Below are 22,162 nucleotides of genomic sequence, written 5' to 3' on the forward strand. Positions count from 1 at the left end.
CAAGGATGTGCGCAGAGGTAGCTACTGAAGCGTCCGCGCCGGCGGCTGGCCGACATGGCCCCGGGCGATGCCGGCATCGGCATCCTCTGCCCCAAAGGCACGATCGAGCCCGGTCGCCACCACCGAAACCCTGAAGCGGCCTTCCATGCTCTTGTCGAAGATGGCGCCGACAATAATGTCGGCGTCCTCATAGACCTCTTCGCGGATGCGGGTGGCGGCCTCGTCGACCTCGAACAGGGTCATGTCCCTGCCGCCCGATATCGAGACCAGGACACCCTTGGCGCCCTTCATCGACACTTCGTCCAGCAACGGGTTGGCGATCGCGGCTTCCGCCGCCTTCATCGCCCGGCCGTCGCCGGAGGCCTCGCCGGTTCCCATCATGGCGCGGCCCATGTCGCGCATCACCGATTTCACATCGGCGAAGTCGAGATTGATCAGGCCTTCCTTGACGATCAGATCGGTGATGCAGCTGACGCCGGAATAAAGCACGCGGTCGGCAATCACGAACGCATCGGCGAAGGTGGTCTTGGCATCGGCGATCCGGAACAGGTTCTGGTTCGGGATGACGATCACCGTGTCGGCGCTCTCGCGCAGCCGCTCGATGCCCTCTTCGGCCATCTGCATGCGGCGCCTGCCCTCGAAGGCGAAAGGCTTGGTGACGACGCCCACCGTCAGGATGCCGGCCTTGCGCGCAGCCTGAGCAATGATCGGAGCAGCGCCGGTACCCGTGCCGCCGCCCATCCCGGCGGTGACGAAACACATATGCGTGCCGGCCAGGTGATCCATGATTTCGTCGAGCGATTCCTCGGCCGCGGCGCGGCCGATCTCGGGAAGCGATCCGGCGCCCAAACCTTCGGTGACATGCGCGCCAAGCTGGATCAGCCGCGTTGCCTTCGACATGGTCAGCGCCTGCGCGTCGGTGTTGGCGGCGATGAATTCGGTTCCCTGAAGCTGCTCGGTGATCATGTTGTTGACGGCGTTGCCGCCGCCGCCGCCGACGCCGATAACGGTGATCTTGGGTCTCATCTCGGAGATTTCGGGCTTCTTGAACTCGGCCATGCCTGTTTCTCCTTCGCCAATTGCGCGCTTCACGACCCATCCGCAGACTGCCTTGGGGACATTGCAATCGAGCGGCATGACGCGAATCAGTCCGTTCGGATGGGTACCTCAAAAAGCCAGAGAGCGGCCAGAGGTGCAAGTGCGCGCAAGGTCAAGTTTTGTGATGATGGTTTTGCACACCGTGGCATGGACGCCGGCAGCCAGGGCCCCGGCTGTGCCGACACGGCTTGCGGCGCTGCGATCGGTGCGTCTATCATGCCGGACGAGAAGTCGCTGACTTCGGCGTTCTCGCCGCGTTCGGCCAACCAAGACTATCTGCGGCTGATGTCGTCAGGGTCAATTTCAGAACGAATGAAGTAGCGCCCCCCGCCAATGGCCGACAAAACACAATTCGGGTTGACCGCCGTCGACACCGTCCCCTTGCATGAGAAGGTCTATCTGGAGCTTGTCAGAGCCTTGATGTCCGGCCAGTTCTTGCCTGGCCAGAAGCTGACCTCACGCAAGCTCGCCAAGGAACTCGGCACCAGCGACATGCCGGTGCGCAGCGCCTTCATGCGGCTGCAGGCGCTGCGGGCGCTCAGCCCGATGCCGAACGGCAGCGTGGAAGTACCGGTGATTTCGGCTGAGCGGTTCTCACAGCTGACCGCCGTGCGGACGATCCTCGAAGGCTCGGCGACCGAATTTGCGACAAAGCTCATCAACGGCAACAACCTGCGGACGATCCGACGCCACTCTACCGACCTGACTTTGGCGGCCCGCAAGGGCGACATCGACGACTACCTGCGGAAGAACTACGACTTCAAATTCTCGATCTATCGCCATTGCGGCAATGAGCAGATGATCTTCCTGATCGAAACAGTCTGGATGCAGGTCGGCCCTTTTCTGAGGAACCTGGCCATGGGATTCGAGGACGATCTCGCCTCCATTCTCGACATCGACTATCACGAGGAAGTCGTCGCGGCGATCGAGGCCCAGGATGGGGAGCGCGCGCGCACGGCCATCGTTCGCGACATCGACGAGGGCGCCACGCATATCCTTCAACAGGCCCGATTTCCGCAACCGAGAGCCTAGGGCGCTAGACCACGGCCATGATCACGTGGGCCTGAATTTTGGCGGCAACTTCGCCGCGGCCATGTCTGTCCGCAATCGCGGAGGCGGCGTAGTCGGTTGCAGCTTCCAGTTCTCCCGCGCCCCTGGCCTCGATTTCGTTGCGAAGAGGAGTTCCCTGGCAATAAGCAACGGCCGCATGGCGAGGCGAGGACGCACGACTTTGTTCGGCTCTCGTCTCCATTACCACACGGGAGAAACCCGCGTCCTCCAGTTCGCTACGGATCAGGGCCGTGTCGTGGTAGCCGTGCGGCGTGCGTGCCATAAAGCGCGGCGGATCGTTCGGAAACATCCTTGCGAGAGCCTTCGTCACATCATTGGCGAAGACATTCTCCTCGAGGCGATCCCATACGTTGAACAGAAAATGACCTCCGCGCTTCAGGACCCGCTTTGCTTCGCGGTAGCCGGATGAGCGGTCGGGAAAGAACATCGCGCCGAACTGACAACAAACGAGGTCGAAGGCCGCATCTTCGAACGGCAGCGCCAAAGCGTCCGCCTGGCGCCATTCGATGCGACTGTCGGGGGCCTGTCGCGAAGCGGCGTAGTCGAGCATCGGCTGGTTGAGATCGGTGACGACATAGGTTGCGCCCGGGGACAGTTTTGGCGCCAGTGCGCGGGTGACAACCCCGGTGCCGGCGGCGATTTCCAAGACGGCACTTGGCGACAGGGACGCTGCTCGTCGTGCAAGATCCGCGGCGAACGGCTCGAAAATCAACGGCACCATATAGCGGTCGTAGTTTTCCGGAATCGAGCCCGCGAACACCTTGTCCGTTTCTGACATCACCACCACCCGCCATCGTTCTATAGCGGGCGAGACTAGCACATAATTGTCGGCCTGGTCGCTTTTGACCGAGAGGCTCCAACAGCCTATGCGGCGATGTCGGCGGAGAGCCGCGGCAGTTCAGATGCCCCCTTGGCTTTCCGTCCTCTTGCCTCTATGTTGCGATCGCAAATCGCGCAATTGGTTTTGAAATGCCTCCCGACATCCCGGCTAGTGACTTGAAAAAATAAGGAAAACTCCTGGCAGCGGCCAGGTTTTGTTTCCAAAAACTCACCAGCTATTTTTACCAGGGCAGTGTAGCCGATCAGGCTGCGGGACCTTCAAAAACCAGAGGTTACAAATTGAGCGATGCAATTGCGGACGTTTTGAACTGGCTTGAAAGCCGAAACGACATCCAGAGCCTAAGGGCGGCTGTGTGCGACCTCAACGGCGTCATGCGCGGCAAGCGCATCCCGGTCGAGCAGGCGCGCAAGGCGCTCGAAGGCAAGCTGCGGATGCCCTATTCGCTGATCGGGCTCGACATCTGGGGTGAGGACATCGAAGGCAACACGCTGGTTTTCTCGACAGGCGACGCCGACGGGCTTTGCCAATGGACGGGGCGCGGCATTCTCCCGGTGGCCTGGACGGCGCATCCGACGGCGCTTGTCCCGCTCTGGCTCGCCGACGAAACCGGCGCGCCGTATCTTGGCGATCCGCGGCGGGCGCTGGCCCGCATTCTCGATCGCTACAAGGCCTTGGGGTTGACCCCGGTCGCGGCGACGGAACTCGAATTCTACCTGGTTGATCCGCAGTCGCAGCGGCCGGTCGGACCCGTCTCTCCGGTCACCGGGCGCCGGCTCGATTCCGATGCGGCATTGTCGATCGACGAGATCGACGACTTCGAATCCTTCATCCACGACGTCTACGAAGCCTGCAGAACGCAAGGCATTCCCGTCGACACGGCCATTGCCGAAAACGGCGTCGGCCAGTTCGAGATCAATCTGAACCATGTCGCCGACGCCCTGCGGGCGGCTGACGATGCGGTGTTGTTCAAGCGCACGGTGAAGGGCATCGCCCGCAAGCACGGCTTTGCCGCCTGTTTCATGGCCAAGCCCTATGGAGACCGCGCCGGCAACGGCTTTCACGTCCATTTCAGCCTGATCGACGCCGAGGGGCGCAACGTCTTCGACGACGGCACGGATCAGGGCTCGGAGATCATGCGCCATGCGGTCGGAGGCCTGCTCGCGGCGATGGCCGAGAGCACGCTGGTGTTCGCGCCGCACTTCAATTCATACCGCAGGCTGCGGCCGAGATCCTATGCACCGACCGCCGTGGCCTGGGGCTATGAGAACCGCATGGTCGCGATCCGCATTCCCGGCGGCCCGACCGGCGCGCGTCGCATCGAGCACCGCGTTTCGGGAGCGGATGCCAATCCTTATCTCGTGCTTGCCGCCATATTGGGCGCCGCACTGATCGGCATTGAAAGACAGATGTCGCCTGGCGATCCGACCGGGAGCGACGGGCAAGGGCTTGTGCCGGCCAAGCTGCCGCCGGACTGGGCATCGGCAATCGCCAGTTTTGAGAGCGGGACACATGTGGCCGAGATCTTTCCGGCGATCCTGCGCGACTCCTTCATCGCCTGCAAACGCCAGGAGTTGAATACGTTCGCCCTCAATGTCAGCGACTTCGAGATCGAGACCTATCTGGAAAGCGTTTAGGTCCGGCAACAAGCACGTGATCCTGCTTGACGGGTGGCCAAGCCGCTGAAGGCTAGACCCGGCCAAACAAGTTCCTATTATGCAGCCGATGGGGATACTTCGACCGCGACCGAAACCCAGGAAGGTTTATCCAAATAGCGACCGCTTCGAGGAAGATGGCCGGCGCATTTACTGTGCTTATGCACCAGCATCCCGACGTCGCCGCGAGAGGTCAGCGCAACGCCTCCGTCTGGTAGCGATCGTCGCCGTGTTTGCCGTCGTGGCGACAGCTATCGCGTTTGCGTGGTGGCCAAACTAGCTACGAGGACAACTCTGCCTTCAGCACCGAGACCGCCACTTCGCTGTTGTGGACATACTCGTTGGCGTCGGGCTGCTTCTGCAGCAGCAGGATGAACAGAAGGTCCGTCAGCGCCAATTGCGCGTCGCGCGCGGTGATTGAGGACGAGCGCGCGCGCTCCTCGTCGGCGATGGTGTAAAGGCAGATGTCGGCCACCCGGCTCAGCGGATTGTCGTGGACGCCGGTGACGGCGATCACCATCGTGCCGCGCTTCCGGGCAAGCTCTGCGATGCGCAAGGTTTCAATGCTGGCGCCAGAATAGGACAGTGCAAACAGCACATCGCCTGGCCCGAGCGTCGAGACATTGGCCATCTGGATGTGGCTGTCGCTGTCATGCAGGACATTACGGCCGAGCTTCATCAGCTTGTAGGAGAAATCGCGCGCCACCAGAGAGGAGGCGCCGACGCCGACCAGATGGATGCGGCGAGCGCCATCCAGCAGTTCCAGCGTCCTGGAAATGATCCGCTCGGTGTTGGCGCCGACGGTCCGCTGTATCGACAGAAGCTTGCTGCCGACCAGCTTCTTCAGAATGACCTGGTAACTGTCGCCGACCTCGATCGAACCGTGGATGACGCCGGCCGGTACCTGCCATTCCTGCGCCTTGGCCTCGCTGACCGCGAGCTTGAGCTCCTGATAGCTGGCATAGCCGAGCTTCTGGCTGAACTTGACGACGCTCGACTGGCTGCGCCCGATCGCGGCTGCAAGTGCGGCCGTCGACAGGCGCAGCATCTGGTCGGGATTGTCGACGATGTACTGGCCGATCTCACGATCGCCAGGCGCCATGCCGTCGAGCTTCGCATTGATCCTGTTCAGAACAGACACGGGATCCCCCCTATTGCCTTTCAGGGCCGGCAAGCCGCACAGCGTACCACGACAGGAATAAAATATTCCAATTCCGATTGACAGCCAAGAACGCACAATTAATTCTCGAACCTCATCACACAAGGTTTCGGCGCATGGACAGATTGCGGATCGTCGGCGGACAGAGACTGGAAGGCGCGGTCACTATATCCGGCGCCAAGAACGCCGCCCTGCCGCAGATCGCGGCCGCCCTGCTCAGCCCCTACCCGCTCGAACTGACCAACCTGCCTGATGTGACCGATGTCGAAAACATGCTGGGCGTGGTGCGGCTACACGGCGCGGAAGTGACGAGGTCGGCCCATGCAGCGACAATCGATACCAGTGCCGCCGTTTCCAAGGAGACGTCCTACGACACGGTGCGAAAGATGCGGGCGACGGTGCTGGTGCTAGCTCCGCTGCTGGCCCGGTTCGGCCATGCGCGGGTTTCGCTGCCGGGCGGCTGCGCGATCGGCGCGCGGCCGGTCGACATGCATGTCGCCGCGCTCGCGGCCCTCGGCGCCAGGATCGCCATCGAGAATGGTTCGATCGTCGCATCAGTGCCGAACGGGCTGACCGGCACGCGCATCGTCTTGAGTTCGCCATCGGTCGGGGCAACGGAGACCGCGATGATGGCAGCGGCCACGGCAAGGGGCGAAACCGAGATCCTCAACGCGGCGCGCGACCCCGAAGTGGCCGACCTCGCCGCCTGTCTCAACGCCATGGGCGCGCGCATCGAGGGCGCCGGCACGCACCGCATCCTGATCGCCGGCGACACGAACTGGCATGCCGCCAGGCACGACATCATCCCGGACCGGATCGAGGCCGGCACCTATGCCATCGCCGCTGCCATCACTGGCGGCCAGCTTGAACTGACGCATGCCCGGCTCGAGCATATGGCCTCGGTCGTGCAATTGCTTGAAGCAACCGGCGTCAGCGTCTGGCCTGGCGACCGTGGCCTCATCGTGTCACGCGACCGGCCGTTGAAGGCAGCCGACGTCACGACGGAACCCTATCCGGGATTTCCGACCGACCTGCAGGCGCAGTTCATGGCGCTGATGTGTTGCGCCGAAGGTGCATCGCTGCTGCGTGAAACCATCTTCGAGAACCGCTTCATGCATGTTCCCGAACTGATGCGGCTCGGCGCCAACATCAAGCTGCAGGGCACCACGGCCCTGGTGCGCGGTGGCGCGAAGCTGCATGGCGCGCCCGTGATGGCCACCGACCTGCGCGCTTCGGTTTCGCTGGTGCTGGCGGCGCTGGTCTGCGAGGGCGAGACGACCATCAACCGCGTCTATCACCTCGACCGCGGCTATGAGCAACTGGACCGCAAGCTGCGCCTGTGCGGTGCCGACATCGAGCGGCTGAGCGCATGACCAGCGATGCGGATTATTTTCTCGGCGTCGATGGCGGCGGGACCGGGTGTCGCGCCCGCATCGAGGACGCCCAGGGAAACGTGCTGGGACAGGGCCTGTCGGGCCCGGCGACCACGCGGCTCGGCATCGACGCGGCCTGGGCCTCCATAGCGAAAGCCTTTGGCGCGGCGATCGAAGAGGCAGGCTTCGGACCGGCCGAGACAGCCAGGATTCGCGCCGGCATTGGCCTTGCCGGCATCGGCCGCAAGGGTGCGCTGGAGGCGTTGCGGGCGATCGCGCATCCGTTTGCCAGCATCGATTTCGTCAGCGATGGCGTCGGCGCCTGCCTTGGCGCGCATTCCGGCCAGGACGGAGCCATCGTCATTGCCGGCACCGGCTCGATCGGCCTCGGTTTTGTCGACGGGCGCGACCTGCGTGTCGGCGGCTACGGGTTTCCGATCTCCGACGAAGGCAGCGGCGCCGATCTTGGATTGAAGGCCGTGCAACTGGCGTTGCGCGCCCATGACGGCCGGCACGAGCGGACGGCGCTGCTGGCCGAGGTGATGCAGCGCTTCGAGGGCGACCCGATGGCAGCGGTCGCCTGGATGGATCGCGCCAGCGCCACCGACTACGCGGCGCTGGCGCCGATGGTTATGCGCCATGCCGACCAGGGCGATCCGGCAGGGCGGCGCATCGTACAAGGTGCGGCCGAGCAGATCGACACGCTGGTGCGGGTACTGTTCGAACAAGGCGCGCCTCGCGTCACCTTGCTGGGCGGTCTTTCCAGTGCGCTCGAGCCCTGGCTCTCCCCCGATGTCCGGCGTCGCCTTAAGCCCGCTGATGGCGATGCGGTCTCGGGCGCTATCATCCTCGCAAAACGGTCCTGTGGCGGGCGATAGCGCTTGCGGGAAGGAATATTATATTCCATATTCTTGTTGACGATGTGAATATTAAATTCTAAAAAGTTAACAAACGAAAACAGGGTAGCTGCACACGGACCCAGGGTCCGTGTGCGCTGGCGCCGGTCGGGAGCTCTGCTCAACGACGGCCGTACAGCTTGATTTGAAAGTAAGAGATGACCGAACAAGGGTTGATGTCCGAGCTGGACCGGCTGATTTCCGAGGGCCGCAACCCAAGGACGATGGACATCGACCTGCTGACGACCATCGATGTGCTGCGCAAGATCAATGACGAGGACGAGGCTGTCCCGGCGGCTGTCGAAAAAGTCGTGCCGGAGATTGCGGCCGCGGTGGACCGCATCGTGCTTGCCTTCCAGAAAGGCGCACGGCTGATCTACATGGGCGCCGGCACCAGCGGCCGGCTTGGCGTTCTCGATGCTTCGGAATGCCCGCCGACCTTCGGCGTGCCCGAAGGCATGGTCGTCGGCCTGATCGCCGGCGGTCCCGACGCCCTCGTGCGGTCGACGGAAGGCGCCGAGGACGATCCGAAAATGGGCGCGAGGGCGCTTCAGGAGATCGGGCTCACGTCAGACGACGTTGTGGTCGGCATCGCGGTCAGCGGGCGAACGCCCTATGTCATCGGCGGATTGACCTATGCCACGCAGGTTGGCGCGACGACGGTCGCCTTGTCCTGCAATCCGGCCTCGACCATTGCCGGCATCGCCGACATTGCCATCTCGCCGGTTGTCGGGCCGGAAGTGCTGACAGGCTCGACCCGGCTGAAATCGGGAACCGCGCAGAAGCTGGTGCTCAACATGCTGACCACCGCCAGCATGATCCGCATCGGCAAGAGCTACCAGAACCTGATGGTCGACCTTAACCCGTCCAACAAGAAGCTGGTCGCCAGGGCGACCAGGATCGTCATGCAGACGACCGGTTGCGCGGCGCAGCAAGCCAAGCAAGCGCTCGCCCAGACCGGCAATGATGTGAAGCTGGCGATCCTGGTGACGATCACCGGCTTGGGCGTCGAGGAGGCGCGCGTGGCTCTCGGCAAGGCTGGAGGCTTCCTGCGAAAGGCAATCAGCGACACGACGGCATGAAGCCGCATGAGACACGACGGCATGAAGCCGCATGAGACATGACGGCAAAGCCGCATGGGACAAGACGGCGGGAAGCCGCATAGACTGGGCCGATGCTCCAAAGCATGTGTGTCTTGGAAGCGGTCCACAGAAACTGCAAGGCATCAAGTTCAATCATAATGGGAGACGAGAATGGTTCACCTCACAAGAAAGCTGCTGTCGGGCATTACGCTGGCGGCGATGCTCGGCGTGGCTGTGGTTTCAACGCAGGCGAATGCGGCGACGCTGCATATGGCCTGGTCGCAGGACGCCACCGGGCTTGACCCGCACAAGCAGACTGCCTTTTCTTCGCTGCGGCTGCTGGAACTGATTTATGAGCCGCTGGTGCGGGTCGACGCCAGCCTGCAGATCGTCCCCGCCATCGCCACCTCCTGGGAATTCTCCAAGGACGGCAAGGAGCTGACCTTCAAGCTCGATCCCAAGGCGAAATTCCAGGACGGCACAGCGGTGACCTCGGCCGACGTCAAGGCATCGTTCGAGCGCATCCTCGACGAGAAGACGGGAGCGGCTACCCGCGCCAACTTCCTGTCGATCGCCAGCATCGACACGCCCGATCCGACGACCGTCGTGTTCCATCTGTCGCAGCCGGACGTGCCAATCCTGACGGCGATGAGTGACGTCAACGCGGCCATTGTTCCGGCAAGCGAGATCAAGGCCGGCTCGATCGGCACAAAGGCGGTCGGCTCCGGCCCGTTCAAGCTCGACAAATGGGACCCCAATGCCAAGGAAGTGCTGAGCGCGAACAAGGATTGGGCCGGCGGCCCGACCGGCGTCGACGGTATCGAGATCAGCGTGCTTCCCGACGAAGCCGCGATCCTGGCCGCCATGCGCACCAAGCAGATCGATTTCGCGCTGCTTAACGACCCGCTTGTCGCCACGCTGGTGCCGAAGGAAGCCAGCCTGCAGCTGAACCGCGTGCCGGTGCTCGCCTATCACGTGCTGCAGCTCAATCCGTCGCGCAAGCCAATGACGGAGCTCAAGGTGCGCCAGGCCATCTCCTGCGCCATCGACCGGCAGGAGGTGCTCGACACTGCTTCGCTCGGCGAAGGGAAGGTCACGGGCCCGCTGACGATCCCGGCTCTGGCGACCGATCCGAGCCAGCTGTTCTGCTACAAGCGCGACGTCGAAAAGGCCAAGAAGCTGATGTCCGAGGCCGGTTATGCCGATGGCTTTTCGGCGACCGTGATCGGTGCCACCGGCGAGCCGCCGACGGCGGCGGCGGAGGCCCAGGTCATCCAGTCGCAGCTGGCCGAAATCGGCGTCAAGCTCGACATCAAGATGATGGAGCTCAACGTCTATGTCGACGCCTGGCTGAAAGGCGATTTCGACATGGCGATCGCGCTCAATGGCGGCCGTGCCGACCCCTACACCATGTACAACCGCTACTGGACCAAAGCAGGCAATTTGCAGAAGGTGGCCAACTACATCGACGACACGCTCGACAGCCAGATGCAGAAAGGCCGCGCCGAGACCGACCCGGCGGCGCGCAAGGCGATCTTCGCCGAGTTCGAGAAGCACCTCGCCGAGATGTCGCCGTGGATCTGGCTCTACACCTCGTACAGCTACACGGCGCAGCAGAAGAACATCGCCGGGTTCGTACCGACGCCGACGGGCACGCTGTTCAGCCTGAGCAAGGTGACCATCCAGCAGTAGCCGCCGGAATTGGACGAGAGGACTTCTTCGCGTGAATTATCTGATGCGACGACTGGCGACGTTTCCTCTCGTCCTGCTTGGCGTGTCCATCCTGGTCTTCGTTGCGATCCGGATGGTGCCGGGCGATTCGATCACGGCGATGCTGGGCACCGAGGCCGGCCTGCTGACGCCGGCGCAGCGTGACTCGCTCGCCGCCTATTTCGGTATCGACCAGCCCTGGTTCGTCCAGTACTGGCGCTGGATAGGCGGCATCCTGCACGGCAATCTCGGCATCTCGGTCACCTATGGCCGGCCGGTGCTCGACGTCATCATCGAGCGCTTCCCGCTGACGCTCGAGCTGGCCGTTCTGTCGATGATCATCGCGCTTGCGGTTGGCATGCCTGCCGGGATCTTTGCCGCCACGCACAATGAGAAACTCTCCGATCTCGGGGTGCGCATGGTCGCCATGATCGGCCAGTCGACACCGAGCTTCGTGCTTGGCCTGCTGATCATCTACACGCTGTCGGCCGGCTTCGGCGTCCTGCCGGCGATGGGCGAATTCGCGCCGCTGTGGCAGGATCCCCTGCGCAATCTCAGCCAGTTGATCCTGCCTGCCATCACGCTCGGCTTCGCCTTCGCCGCCTCGGTCACCCGCATATCGCGCTCGGCCATGCTCGACGTGTTGAGCGACGACTACGTCCGGACGGCCCGCAGCAAAGGCGCCTCGGCACGCAGCGTCATCTGGCGGCACGCATTGCCCAATGCGCTGATCCCGGTCGTCACGCTGAGCGGCATCGAGTTCGGCTATCTCCTGGGTGGCGCCGTCATCGTCGAGCAGATCTACGCCCTGCCAGGTCTCGGCCGCATGGTGCTGGATGCGATCCAGCAGCGCGACTATGCGCTGGTGCAAGGCGCCGTGCTGTTCATCGCCTTCAACTTCATGATCGTCAATCTCCTGGTCGACCTCGCCTATGTCGCGCTCGATCCGCGCATCCGGCTGGGAGAGCCGTGATGCGCATCCTGCGCGCCATCTTCGGCCATGGCAGCGGCCGCATCGGCGGCATCATCGTCGGCGTCTATCTGTTGGTCGCCATCCTCGGCATGCTCGGGCTGACGCCGCACAATCCCATCACGCAATACCGGGTCGACCGGCTGCATGCGCCCAACGGCGCCTACTGGATGGGCACCGACCTGTTCGGCCGCGACGTCGCCAGCCGGCTGATGGCGGGCGTCGGGCAGTCGTTCACGGTAGCCTTCTTCTCGGTCGCCTTTGCGACCCTTGCCGGCACGGTGCTAGGGCTCGCCGCCGCCTGGCTCGGGCGCCGCTGGGACGGCGTGCTGATGCGGATCATGGATGTGCTGCTGGCCTTCCCGGCAATCCTTCTGGCGCTGCTCATCGTCACCGTTGCCGGGCCGGGCACATGGACCAGCGTGGTTGCCATCGGCATCGTCTACACGCCGATCTTCACCCGCGTGGTGCGCGGCCCTGCTCTGTCGCTCAAGGCACGCGAATTCGTCGACGCCGCGCGCACCTTCGGCAGCAGTTCGAGCTACATCGTGACACGCCATCTGCTGCTCAATCTGGTGGCGCCCTTGACCGTTCAGGTGACGCTGGCGCTGGCCTGGGCGCTGCTGACGGAGGCGGGCCTGAGTTTCCTGGGGCTCGGTACGCAGCCGCCCGCCGCCTCGCTCGGCCTGATGCTGAGCGACAGCCGCAATCTGATGGAGACCGCGCCCTGGCTGATGATCTTTCCGGGCCTGGCGATCATGATCAGCATCCTCGGTTTCAACCTGCTTGGTGATGCGTTGCGCGACATCCTCGACCCGAAGATGCGGAGGGCGCCGGCATGACCCCGCTGTTGTCCGTCTCAGATCTGCGCGTCGGCTTCGGCCGCAAACCGCACGCCAATGAGGTGGTGCGCGGCGTCAGTTTCGACCTGGCCGACGGCGAGACACTGGCCATTGTCGGCGAAAGCGGCTCGGGCAAATCCGTTACCGCCTTGTCGATCAACCGGCTGATCGACTTCGGCGGCGGTTGCATCACCGGAGGTGCGATGAAGCTGAAGCGGGCCGATGGCAGCGTCTTCGACCTGATGACGGCTACCGAACCGCAACTGACCGGCATTCGCGGCGCCGAGATCGGCATGATCTTCCAGGAGCCGATGACCTCGCTCAATCCGGTGCTGACCATTGGTTCGCAGATCGAGGAATCGTTTCGGCTGCACCGGGGGCTGACCGGCAGGCAAGCCACGGCGGCGGCCAAGGATGCGCTCGACCGCGTGCGCATTCCCGATGCCGCGCGGCGGCTGAAATATACGCCGAACCAGTTGTCTGGCGGCATGCTGCAGCGGGTGATGATCGCCATTGCGCTGGCCTGCAATCCACGCCTGCTCATCGCCGACGAGCCGACGACGGCGCTCGACGTTACGGTGCAGGCGCAGATCATGGCGCTGCTGGCCGAGTTGAAGCGGCAAACCGGCATGTCGATGATCTTCATCACGCATGACATCGGCCTGGTTGCCGGCATCGCCGACAAGGTGATGGTGATGCAGAACGGGCAGGCCGTGGAGCAAGGCGAGTTGAACCAGATCCTCGACAAAGCGCAGCATCCCTATACGCAGCACCTGCTGCAGGACGTGCCGCATTTCGCCAACGGCAGCGCGACGCGCGCCGACGGGCAGCGCGACAAAGGTGCAAGCACGGAACCGGCCTTGAAGGTGGATAACCTGGTTGTACGATTTCCCCTCAAGAGCAGCTTCTTCAGCCGCGCCTCGGGCGCGGTGCATGCCGTCGATGGCGTCGATTTCGACCTGATGCCCGGCGAGACGCTGGCGATCGTCGGCGAGAGCGGTTCGGGCAAATCGACCACCGCGCGCGCGGTCCTGGGGCTGGTGCGGTCGACACGCGGCAGCTTCTCGGTCGGCGTCCGAAAGGCTTCAGCGCAGCAGAGCGCCCTGCCCGTGCAGATGGTGTTCCAGAACCCCTATGCCTCGCTCAATCCAAGGCTCAGCATCGAGACCATCCTGGCCGAACCGGTGATCGCCACCGGCGGCCGGGTGAACATCAAGACGCGGGCCAGGATGGCAGGCCTGCTGGAGCGCGTCGGCCTGCCAAAGAACAGCCTGGAGCGGTATCCCCACGAATTCTCCGGCGGCCAGCGGCAAAGGCTGTGCATCGCGCGGGCGCTGATGCTCAATCCTTCCGTTGTTGTGCTGGATGAAGCGGTGTCGGCGCTCGACGTCTCGGTGCAGGCCAAGGTGCTGGAGTTGCTGGTTGACCTGCAGCGCGAATTCGGACTGGCCTATCTGTTCATCTCGCACGACATGGCCGTCGTCGAGCGGATCGCCCACCGGATCGCCGTCATCTATGCTGGCCAGATCGTCGAAATCGGCGACGCAACCTCGGTGCTGTCGACGCCGCAGCATTCCTATACGAAGAAGCTCATCGCCGCCGTTCCGACCATCGATCGGCGCCACGAACATTTCGAACTCGACACGCGCCAGGTTCCCTCACTGGTGCGCCCACAGGGGTATGAGCCGGCGCCGGCGAGATGGGAGCAGTTTGGGCCTGACCATCGAGCGAGGGCGGAAGCGTGATCGGTGCCCAGACATTTGTAGAATTGGAGGGGCAGCGCCCCCCTCTGTCCTGCCGGACATCTCCCCCTCAAGGGGGGAGATCGGCAGTTTATGCAAACCGCCAGCCTTCAGCCGTTGGAGATTGGCGAATGCCGATGCGACATCCAGTCTCCCCCCTTGAGGGGGAGATGGCCGGCAGGCCAGAGGGGGGCGCGAAGGATCGCCTACTTTCTAGCGGAGGCCGGCATTGAGCACCCTCGCCCAGCTCTTCGACCGTGCGTTCGCACCGCTGAAAGCCGCAGTGGTCGCCAAGCGCATTCCCGGCGGTGTCCTCGGCATTGTCGACAAAAATGGCGAACGCGTCGTCAGGTCGGTCGGCTCCGCGCAGCTCGTGCCGAAGCTGCGGCCAATGCGCGTCGAAACCTGGTGCGACCTGGCGTCCTTGACCAAAGTCATCTTCACGACACCGCGCATCCTGGCGCTGGCTGAAGACGGCGTCATCGATCTCGATGCGCCGCTGATCTCGGTGCTGGCGGACCTTCGCCAGTATGATGCAGAGGCCTGGGAGCGGAAGGTGACGTTTCGCCAGTGTCTTGGCCACCAGACGCCGTTTCCCGCGGTCGAGCCGATCTACACCTATGGGCGCGATCCCGAGCTGCTGCGTGCCTTCATCCTGCAACGCGAATGGCAAGCCCGCGACCCGGTCTATTCCGACATCAACTTCATCCTGCTCGGTTTTGCGCTGGAGCGGCTGTCGGGGAAAACGATCCGGGACATGGATCCCGGCCCCGGCTTCGCTTTTTTCGCCGAGCCGGATGCGTCGGCGGCGACGGAGGACTGCACCTGGCGCCATCGCGTGCTGTCGGGCGAGGTCCACGACGACAATTGCTCGGCGCTGCAAGGCGCAGGACATGCCGGCCTGTTTGGAACAGCCGCTTCCGTCCTCGATTTCGCGCAGGGGCTGTTGGACGGCACCGGCGCGTCCGAACGTTCGATCGCGCTGATGCGCACGCCCTTGTCCGCCACCCGCACCCATGGCTGGGAGCGCCCCTACGAGGGCTGGTCCGGCGGGGCGCTGTGCAGCCCAGGAACCATCGGCCACACTGGCTTTACCGGCACGGGACTGTGGATCGACTTCGACAGAGGCAAGGCCTGGACCTTGCTCACCAACCGGATCCATCCGACACGTCATTTCGACAGCGGCATCGCCGCGCTTCGGCAGGCGGTCGGCGACCTTGTTAACGGGGACTGTTAGGGAAGTGACCATGGAACCAATCTGGGCCGTCGGCCTGATGACGGGCACCGTGCTTGACGGCAATATCGACGTCGCGCTGATCAAGACCGATGGTGAGCGGATCGACGATTTCGGCACCTATCGGCTGATGCCCTACCCGCAATCGATCCGTTCGCTGCTCGAAGAGACGCTGAACGAGGCAAGAGCCTGGAATTTCACCGGGCCGGAGCCGGCGATCTTTCGCAAGGCGGAGGAAGCCCTGACGCGTGCCCAGTCGGCGGCGGTCAAGGAACTCGTCGAAGGCTATGGGATGACGATGGCCGATATCGGCGTCGTCGGCTTTCATGGCCAGACCGTGTTGCATCGCGCGCCGCAGGTGGGCCGGTTCGGCCAGACCCGGCAGCTCGGCGACGGCGAACTCATGCACGCAATCCTCGGCACCAAGGTCGCCTATGATTTCCGCTCGGCCGACATGCGCGCCGGCGGGCAAGGCGCGCCATTGGCGGCTGCCTATCACACCGCGTTGATGCGCAGCGCCGGCGCAGGCGGCGAGGTGGCGGTGCTCAACCTCGGCGGTGTCGCCAACATTACCTGGTGGGATGGAGCCGACAATGTCGTGGCCTTCGACACCGGACCGGCCAACGCGCCACTCAACGATTTCATCAAGTCGAAGGGACTGGGCGACATGGACCGCGACGGCGCGCTCGGCCGGGCGGGAACAGTGGATGAGGCACGGCTCGCCAAGCTCTTGCAGCATCCTTATCTGACCAAGCCCTACCCGAAATCGCTGGACCGTTTCGACTTTGGCGCCGCAATGGCCGATGGAATGAATGCCGAGGATGGCGCCGCCTTGTTGACCGCCTTCACGGCCGCCGCCGTCGGCAAGGCACTCGACCTTTTGCCGCGCCGCCCGAAAAAACTGGTGGTCAGCGGCGGTGGCCGCCACAATCCGACGATGATGGCGATGCTCGCCAGCCGCGCCGGCGTCGAGGTGGTGCAGGCCGAAAGCCTTGGCTGGAGCGGCGACGCGGTGGAGGCGGAGTGCTTTGCCTTCCTCGCGGTTCGCGTGCTGAGAGGCCTGCCGATCAGCTTCCCGAGCACCACCGGCGCGCCGCAGCCGATGCGCGGCGGAAAGCTCGCCGGTTAGTCAGGCCCTGGAAGCGCCTTCTGCAGGAAGATGCGGCTGCGGCCGACAGGGAAATCGGCAAGCGTTCCGAAGGGCTGGTAACCCTGGCGCTGGTAGACCTTGGCGGCGTGCGGATTGAAGGTGTCGATCCAGGCATTCCGACAGCCCCGCGCCACCGCTTCCTGCTCGGCCGCATCCAGCATGTTGCCGGCCATCCGCTGGCCGCGCAGCCTTTCATCGACCCACAGCCATTGCACGTAAAGCCAGCCCCAGGCGGTGTAGCCCGAGATGCCGGCGACGACCGTGCCGTCCTCGTCGCGCACGAACACGGCCAGGGCCTTCCTTTCGGAAGCGCCGACGTCACCGTCGTTGAACGCCGTCAGCCGTTCGGCGAGAAAGGTGAGTTCTTCCGGCGATGGATTTGCCGTCGTTTCAAGTGTCGTCTTCATGGCTCTTTTCCGAGATGGCGCTCATGCAATGTCTATGTCGGGTCCCGAACAGGGTGCGGATCGGCATCGCCGCCATTGCGAAACTCGGAGGCGGCAATGCCGTAGCGCTTGAGCTTGTCGTAGAAGGTCTTGCGCGGCACCCCGAGTGCGTCGATGGCGCTGCGCACATCGCCACTGTGATCGCGCAGCGCGTCGCGGATGAGCTGCGCCTCGTAGTGGCCGACCCGTTCGGGCAGTGTAGCCGCCTGCTCCGGCAAGTGCGCGGGAACCGCTTTCGTCTCGTCGTCCGGGCCGAGACCAAGTGCGACGCGATCGGCAAAATGCGCAAGCTCGCGCACATTGCCCGGCCATGCATGCGACTGGAGATGCTCGCTCACCGCTGCGTTCACCTTTGCGACAGGCCGGCTGAACCGTTCTGCGGCCTTGCCGAGGAAATGGCCGAACAGCATCGGGATGTCGCCGCGCCGCTCGCGCAATGGCGGGATGCGCAGCGTCACCACGTTGAGGCGGAAATAGAGATCCTCGCGAAAGTCGCCGCGCTGGTCCTGCCGGCCGAGATCCACCTTGGTCGCCGCGACGACCCGGAGGTCGACGCGCCGGGTCTCGTTCGAGCCAAGCGGGGTGACGCTGCGCGTTTCGAGCACACGCAACAGCTTGACCTGGAGGGCCGGCGGCATGGATTCGATCTCGTCAAGGAACAGCGTGCCGCCGCTGGAATGCTCGATGCGGCCGATCCGCCGCCGCTGCGCGCCGGTGAACGCGCCCGCCTCGTGGCCGAACAGCTCGCTTTCTATGACGGTCTCGGGCAGCGCGCCGCAATTCAGCGCCACGAAGGGCTTTGCGCGCCGCCGGCCCCATCTGTGCAGGAGGTCGGCCACCACCTCCTTGCCGGTTCCGGTCTCCCCTTCCACCAGGACGTCGACGTCCATGTCGGCGATCTGCCGCAAGGTCTCGCGCAGCCGCCGGATGGCCAGCGCTTCACCGATCAACGGCAGGCCGTCGGCAGCCTGCGCCGCGGCTTCGCGCAGCCGCCGGTTTTCCATCACCAGGCGCCGCTTCTCCGATGCCCGTCTCAACGCCTCGACAAGGCGATCTCCGGCATAGGGTTTCGGGATGAAATCGTAGACGCCATCCTTGAGCGCGGCGACCGCAAGATCGACGTCGCCATGCCCGGTGACCAGGATTACTGGTATGTCCGGGTCGATCGCCTTGATGCGATCGAACAGCTGCAGCCCGTTCATGCCCGGCATCCGGATGTCGCTGACGACCACGCCCTCGAAATTCCTGTCGACGACGGCAAGCGCCGCCTCGGCGGCGTCGAGCGCGACCACCGCGAAGCCGCCAAGTTCGAGCAATTGCGTGGTGGCGTGCAGCAGGTCCGCATCGTCCTCGACGAGCGCCACCAGCCCTGATGCGTCTGTCATTCAATTCGCCTCAAGTCGATGGTGAAGGATGCGCCGCCGGCGCTGCCAGGGCCGCTGGCGCTGGCGGGATCGAGCCGCAGCGTGCCGCCCAATTCCTGGGCGATCTCCTGCGAGATCACCAGCCCGAGGCCAAGTCCCTTCTCCTTGGTGGTCTGGAACGGCATGAACAGATTGCCGGCCGCTTCCGGTCCGAGGCCGGGGCCGTTGTCGCGCACCGAAATCAGCACCCTGTCGTCGCGCTCGGCGATGTCGATCTCGATGCGGGGATCAGGCTGGTCCTTCATGGCGTCCAGCGCGTTCTGCAACAGGTTGACGAGGATCTGCTCCAGCCGGATACGGCTGGCCATGACCACCGGCGACGCGTTGCCGCGCGGCTTGACGATGGTCACTCCGGAATCGCGGATGCGGCCGGACAGCAGCGACAACGCGCCGTCGATCGCCTCGCGTACCGGCAATGGCGAAGCGGCGACGCCTGGCCGTCGGGCGAAAGTGCGCAAGGTGCTGGTGATCGCGCCGATGCGCTCGGTCATCGAAACGATCGATGTCAGATTGCCGCTGACCGGCTCGGTCTTGCCGGTGTCGAGAAAGCGGCCGGCGTTCTCGGCATAGGTGCGGATGGCGGCGACGGGCTGGTTGATCTCGTGCGCGACGCCGGCGGCGATCTGGCCGAGGATGGAAAGCCGGTTGGCCTGGGCGAGATCGTCGCGCAGCCGGCGGACCTTGGCTTCGGCGTTCTCACGCTCGGCGATTTCGCCGGCAAGCGCGGTGTTGGAGCGTGTCAGCTCGGCCGTTCGCGTGCTGACCCGGCTCTCCAGTTCGGCATTCATGCGCGCCAGCGCCTCCTGACGCAGCCGGCGGGCGCGCCGGCGCCGGGTCAGCACGAAGGCAAGCAGGCCCATCAGCAGCAACCCGAGCAGCGTGGTAAGGCGTGCCGTGTTGGCGGCGGAGGACAAAGTGGCGTCGGCGGGCGTCAGCAGCCACAGACGCCAGCCGGGGACGGCACCGGAAAGGTCCTGCACCACTTCGACGAACTGGCGCGGCTTGCCGGCGCTGTCGATAGTCGCCAGGCCGTCACCGGCACCGCGTTGCAACGGCAGCGGTTCGAAGCCGGCATCGGCCAGTTGAAGCTGTTCGCGGGCAGCAGCAGCATCCGCGGCCGAGAGCGGTGCCAGGGCATGAAACCGCCACTCGGGCTGGCTGGTGGCCAGCACCACGCCACGTTCGTCGGTGACGAAAACAAGAAAGCCGCTGGAGCGCCAATTGGCTTCGACGCGGTCGAGTTCGACCTTCAGCACCGCAACGCCAAGCGGCTTGCCGCCATCGTCGACGCGACTGGCAAGGTAGAGACCCGGCCGGCCGCTGATCGTGCCGAGGCCATATTGGCTGGCTGCACCCTTGGCCATTGCCTCCTGGAAATAGTGACGAAAATTATAGTCGATGCCGACAAAGCTCGTCGGTTCGCCGGCATTGCTGGCTGATATCGCGATGCCGGCCGTGTCGATGACATAGATGGCGGACGCCGATGCATCGCCGGCAATCGCCCTGAGCTTGTCGTTGAGGGCCGCTTCTTGCATCTTTCCGGCCCGGCGCAGCGCCCCGCGCACGGCATCGTCGCGTGCCAGCACCAATGGCACCAGGCGTTGCTTTTCGATTTCGCCAGTCAGGGTTCCCGCCGCCAGCGGCAGGGCGGCAAGGGCTCCGTCACGGAGATTGTCGGCCGCCTGGCCGGTGGCGATGCGCCCTGCGATGACGATCGCGCCTGCCAGAACCGCAAGGGCGACCACCACGACACGCCAGCGGCCATCGCCCAGCCGGGCCACCGCTTCGCGCAGCAATTCACGGCCGGCCGCGGATCCCCTATCGATGCCTGCTTGCGGCGTCTGCCCTCTCCCTTTCCTCGCGGCCTCTATTTCTTCACGGCCTCTTTGGCGGCCAGTGTAATGCGAAATTCCGCCCAGGCAAACGCTGCCTGTGCGGAAATCCGCACAAGCATTCGCAGCAAAGCACCTGACAACCGCCGAAATCCAGGCATTCCGGCCTTTCACCGATCTGGCACAGCGCTTGCAAAACTCCTTGCAGCGGCGTGCGACCGGAGCGCCGCGATGGGAGAAGTCACGCAGGGCGGTGCATTTCCGCCCCATCCGGCAGGGAGAGTTCTATGCACATCGCAGACCAATCAGGCGCGTTTGCCGCGCAGCGCAAGCCTTTCTATGCCCAACTCTACGTGCAGGTGCTCGTCGCGATCACCCTCGGCATCCTGCTCGGCCACTTCTATCCATCAATCGGCGAGAGCATGAAGCCGCTCGGCGACGCCTTCATCAAGCTGGTCAAGATGATCATCGCCCCGGTCATCTTCCTGACCGTGGCAACCGGCATCGCCGGCATGAGCGACCTGCAGAAGGTCGGGCGTGTCGCCGGCAAGGCGATGCTCTATTTCCTCACCTTCTCGACGCTGGCGCTGATCATCGGCCTTGTCGTGGCCAATGTCGTGCAGCCGGGTGCCGGCTTCAACATCGACCCTGCGACGCTCGACGCCTCGACCGTCAACACCTATGCCGCCAAGGCGCATGACCAGTCGGTCACCGGCTTCCTGATGAACATCATCCCGACGACTATCGTCGGCGCCTTCGCCGACGGCGACATCCTGCAGGTGCTGTTCTTCTCGGTGCTGTTCGGCATTTCGTTGGCGCTGGTCGGCGACAAGGCCACGCCTGTCCTTAATTTCCTCCAGGCGCTGACGACGCCGATCTTCAAGCTGGTCAGCGTGCTGATGAAGGCTGCACCGATCGGTGCCTTCGGCGCCATGGCGTTCACCATCGGCAAATACGGCATCGGCGCGGTCATCAACCTCGCCATGCTGGTCGGCACCTTCTACGTGACGTCGCTGCTGTTCGTGTTCGTCGTGCTGGGTGCTGTCTGCCGCTATAACGGGTTCTCCATCCTGTCCTTGATCCGCTACATCAAGGAAGAGCTGCTGCTGGTGCTCGGAACCTCCTCGTCGGAAGCTGCCCTGCCCTCGCTGATGGAAAAGATGGAGAAGGCCGGCGCAAAGCGCTCGGTGGTCGGTCTGGTCATCCCGACGGGCTATTCGTTCAACCTCGACGGCACCAACATCTACATGACGCTGGCGGCGCTGTTCATCGCGCAGGCGACCAACATCCATTTGTCGATGGGCGACCAGATCCTGCTGCTGCTGGTTGCCATGCTTTCCTCCAAGGGCGCCGCCGGCATCACCGGAGCCGGGTTCATCACCCTTGCCGCCACGCTGTCGGTCGTTCCGGCGGTGCCGGTCGCCGGCATGGCGCTGATCCTCGGTGTCGACCGCTTCATGTCGGAGTGCCGGGCGCTGACCAACTTCGTCGGCAATGCCGTCGCCACGCTGGTGGTGGCACGCTGGGAAGGCGAACTCGACGAAGCCAAGCTCGCCAGGGCACTGGCGGGCACGGCCTACGACAGCCTGCCGGCTGATATCGTTCCCGCCGAGTAATCCACGCGCCTCGACACCAATCAA

At 64.2% G+C, this 22,162-nt stretch carries 18 protein-coding genes; 12 read left to right on the forward strand and 6 right to left on the reverse strand.

Going from position 1 to position 22,162, the window contains the following annotated elements:
* Positions 1-21: 21 nt before the first annotated feature.
* Positions 22-1,059: a cell division protein FtsZ gene (ftsZ, locus tag HNQ71_RS05560; protein ID WP_184871540.1), complete on the reverse strand. Its 1,038-nt coding sequence runs from the start codon at positions 1,057-1,059 to the stop codon at positions 22-24.
* 372 nt (positions 1,060-1,431) lie between these two features.
* Between ftsZ and HNQ71_RS05565 the strand changes: the two genes are divergently transcribed.
* Positions 1,432-2,130, forward strand: coding sequence for a GntR family transcriptional regulator (locus HNQ71_RS05565; protein WP_184871541.1), 699 nt, complete (start codon positions 1,432-1,434; stop codon positions 2,128-2,130).
* A gap of 4 nt (positions 2,131-2,134) precedes the next feature.
* Here the strand turns inward: HNQ71_RS05565 and HNQ71_RS05570 are convergent, their stop codons facing one another.
* A complete protein-coding gene (locus HNQ71_RS05570) occupies positions 2,135-2,947 on the reverse strand; it encodes a class I SAM-dependent methyltransferase (RefSeq protein WP_184871542.1) in 813 nt (270 codons plus the stop codon).
* A gap of 341 nt (positions 2,948-3,288) precedes the next feature.
* Between HNQ71_RS05570 and HNQ71_RS05575 the strand changes: the two genes are divergently transcribed.
* Positions 3,289-4,644 carry a glutamine synthetase family protein gene (locus HNQ71_RS05575; protein WP_184871543.1) on the forward strand — a complete coding sequence of 452 codons (1,356 nt, stop codon included), beginning with the start codon at positions 3,289-3,291 and terminating at the stop codon, positions 4,642-4,644.
* 298 nt (positions 4,645-4,942) lie between these two features.
* Here the strand turns inward: HNQ71_RS05575 and HNQ71_RS05580 are convergent, their stop codons facing one another.
* Complete coding sequence (locus tag HNQ71_RS05580) at positions 4,943-5,803, reverse strand: SIS domain-containing protein (protein ID WP_184871544.1); 861 nt, start codon at positions 5,801-5,803, stop codon at positions 4,943-4,945.
* Between the two features lie 134 nt (positions 5,804-5,937).
* On the opposite strand from HNQ71_RS05580, the gene murA reads away from it, so the two are divergent.
* From murA to HNQ71_RS05625, 9 genes are all read left to right on the forward strand, one after another.
* A complete protein-coding gene (gene murA / locus HNQ71_RS05585; protein WP_184871545.1) occupies positions 5,938-7,194 on the forward strand; it encodes a UDP-N-acetylglucosamine 1-carboxyvinyltransferase in 1,257 nt (418 codons plus the stop codon).
* Positions 7,191-8,072: a glucosamine kinase nucleotide-binding domain-containing protein gene (locus HNQ71_RS05590; protein WP_184871546.1), complete on the forward strand. Its 882-nt coding sequence runs from the start codon at positions 7,191-7,193 to the stop codon at positions 8,070-8,072. Before murA ends, HNQ71_RS05590 begins: the two co-directional genes overlap by 4 nt.
* 176 nt (positions 8,073-8,248) lie before the next feature.
* The gene (murQ, locus tag HNQ71_RS05595) at positions 8,249-9,172 is read left to right on the forward strand and encodes an N-acetylmuramic acid 6-phosphate etherase (RefSeq protein ID WP_184871547.1); all 924 of its coding nucleotides are present in this window, start codon (positions 8,249-8,251) and stop codon (positions 9,170-9,172) included.
* A gap of 171 nt (positions 9,173-9,343) precedes the next feature.
* Complete coding sequence (locus tag HNQ71_RS05600; RefSeq protein ID WP_184871548.1) at positions 9,344-10,864, forward strand: ABC transporter substrate-binding protein; 1,521 nt, start codon at positions 9,344-9,346, stop codon at positions 10,862-10,864.
* Between the two features lie 31 nt (positions 10,865-10,895).
* Positions 10,896-11,855: an ABC transporter permease subunit gene (locus HNQ71_RS05605; protein WP_184871549.1), complete on the forward strand. Its 960-nt coding sequence runs from the start codon at positions 10,896-10,898 to the stop codon at positions 11,853-11,855.
* Positions 11,855-12,694, forward strand: coding sequence for an ABC transporter permease (locus tag HNQ71_RS05610; RefSeq protein WP_184871550.1), 840 nt, complete (start codon positions 11,855-11,857; stop codon positions 12,692-12,694). The genes HNQ71_RS05605 and HNQ71_RS05610 overlap by 1 nt, the downstream gene beginning before the upstream one ends.
* Positions 12,691-14,439 carry an ABC transporter ATP-binding protein gene (locus tag HNQ71_RS05615; RefSeq protein WP_184871551.1) on the forward strand — a complete coding sequence of 583 codons (1,749 nt, stop codon included), beginning with the start codon at positions 12,691-12,693 and terminating at the stop codon, positions 14,437-14,439. Before HNQ71_RS05610 ends, HNQ71_RS05615 begins: the two co-directional genes overlap by 4 nt.
* A gap of 226 nt (positions 14,440-14,665) precedes the next feature.
* Positions 14,666-15,673 carry a serine hydrolase domain-containing protein gene (locus HNQ71_RS05620; RefSeq protein WP_184871552.1) on the forward strand — a complete coding sequence of 336 codons (1,008 nt, stop codon included), beginning with the start codon at positions 14,666-14,668 and terminating at the stop codon, positions 15,671-15,673.
* Positions 15,674-15,683: 10 nt separating this feature from the next.
* Positions 15,684-16,799, forward strand: a complete 1,116-nt coding sequence (locus HNQ71_RS05625; RefSeq protein WP_184871553.1) for an anhydro-N-acetylmuramic acid kinase — start codon at positions 15,684-15,686, stop codon at positions 16,797-16,799.
* Here HNQ71_RS05625 and HNQ71_RS05630 read toward each other — a convergent pair.
* Genes HNQ71_RS05630 through HNQ71_RS05640 form a run of 3 tightly spaced genes read right to left on the reverse strand, consistent with a single transcriptional unit; the run spans position 16,796 to position 20,486 of the window.
* Positions 16,796-17,227, reverse strand: a complete 432-nt coding sequence (locus tag HNQ71_RS05630) for a GNAT family N-acetyltransferase (RefSeq protein WP_184871554.1) — start codon at positions 17,225-17,227, stop codon at positions 16,796-16,798. The two genes, HNQ71_RS05625 and HNQ71_RS05630, sit on opposite strands and share 4 nt — an antisense overlap.
* A gap of 32 nt (positions 17,228-17,259) precedes the next feature.
* Entirely contained in the window at positions 17,260-18,651 is a 1,392-nt protein-coding gene (locus HNQ71_RS05635; RefSeq protein WP_184871555.1) for a sigma-54-dependent transcriptional regulator, read from the reverse strand.
* Positions 18,648-20,486 carry a sensor histidine kinase gene (locus tag HNQ71_RS05640; RefSeq protein ID WP_184871556.1) on the reverse strand — a complete coding sequence of 613 codons (1,839 nt, stop codon included), beginning with the start codon at positions 20,484-20,486 and terminating at the stop codon, positions 18,648-18,650. The genes HNQ71_RS05635 and HNQ71_RS05640 overlap by 4 nt, the downstream gene beginning before the upstream one ends.
* A gap of 323 nt (positions 20,487-20,809) precedes the next feature.
* Between HNQ71_RS05640 and HNQ71_RS05645 the strand changes: the two genes are divergently transcribed.
* Complete coding sequence (locus HNQ71_RS05645) at positions 20,810-22,138, forward strand: dicarboxylate/amino acid:cation symporter (protein ID WP_184871557.1); 1,329 nt, start codon at positions 20,810-20,812, stop codon at positions 22,136-22,138.
* Positions 22,139-22,162 lie beyond the last annotated feature (24 nt).

This window comes from Mesorhizobium sangaii (genome assembly GCF_014207355.1).
In the GTDB taxonomy this organism is placed as follows: domain Bacteria; phylum Pseudomonadota; class Alphaproteobacteria; order Rhizobiales; family Rhizobiaceae; genus Mesorhizobium; species Mesorhizobium sangaii.

Coding starts and splice junctions, on each gene's coding strand:
- HNQ71_RS05590 (WP_184871546.1), top strand. CDS start 7,191: ATGACCAGCGATGCGGATTATTTTCTCGGCGTCGATGGCGGCGGGACC.
- HNQ71_RS05600 (WP_184871548.1), top strand. CDS start 9,344: ATGGTTCACCTCACAAGAAAGCTGCTGTCGGGCATTACGCTGGCGGCG.
- HNQ71_RS05625 (WP_184871553.1), top strand. CDS start 15,684: ATGGAACCAATCTGGGCCGTCGGCCTGATGACGGGCACCGTGCTTGAC.
- HNQ71_RS05645 (WP_184871557.1), top strand. CDS start 20,810: ATGCACATCGCAGACCAATCAGGCGCGTTTGCCGCGCAGCGCAAGCCT.
- HNQ71_RS05565 (WP_184871541.1), top strand. CDS start 1,432: ATGGCCGACAAAACACAATTCGGGTTGACCGCCGTCGACACCGTCCCC.
- HNQ71_RS05610 (WP_184871550.1), top strand. CDS start 11,855: ATGCGCATCCTGCGCGCCATCTTCGGCCATGGCAGCGGCCGCATCGGC.
- HNQ71_RS05570 (WP_184871542.1), bottom strand. CDS start 2,947: ATGTCAGAAACGGACAAGGTGTTCGCGGGCTCGATTCCGGAAAACTAC.
- murQ (WP_184871547.1), top strand. CDS start 8,249: ATGACCGAACAAGGGTTGATGTCCGAGCTGGACCGGCTGATTTCCGAG.
- HNQ71_RS05630 (WP_184871554.1), bottom strand. CDS start 17,227: ATGAAGACGACACTTGAAACGACGGCAAATCCATCGCCGGAAGAACTC.
- ftsZ (WP_184871540.1), bottom strand. CDS start 1,059: ATGGCCGAGTTCAAGAAGCCCGAAATCTCCGAGATGAGACCCAAGATC.
- murA (WP_184871545.1), top strand. CDS start 5,938: ATGGACAGATTGCGGATCGTCGGCGGACAGAGACTGGAAGGCGCGGTC.
- HNQ71_RS05615 (WP_184871551.1), top strand. CDS start 12,691: ATGACCCCGCTGTTGTCCGTCTCAGATCTGCGCGTCGGCTTCGGCCGC.
- HNQ71_RS05635 (WP_184871555.1), bottom strand. CDS start 18,651: ATGACAGACGCATCAGGGCTGGTGGCGCTCGTCGAGGACGATGCGGAC.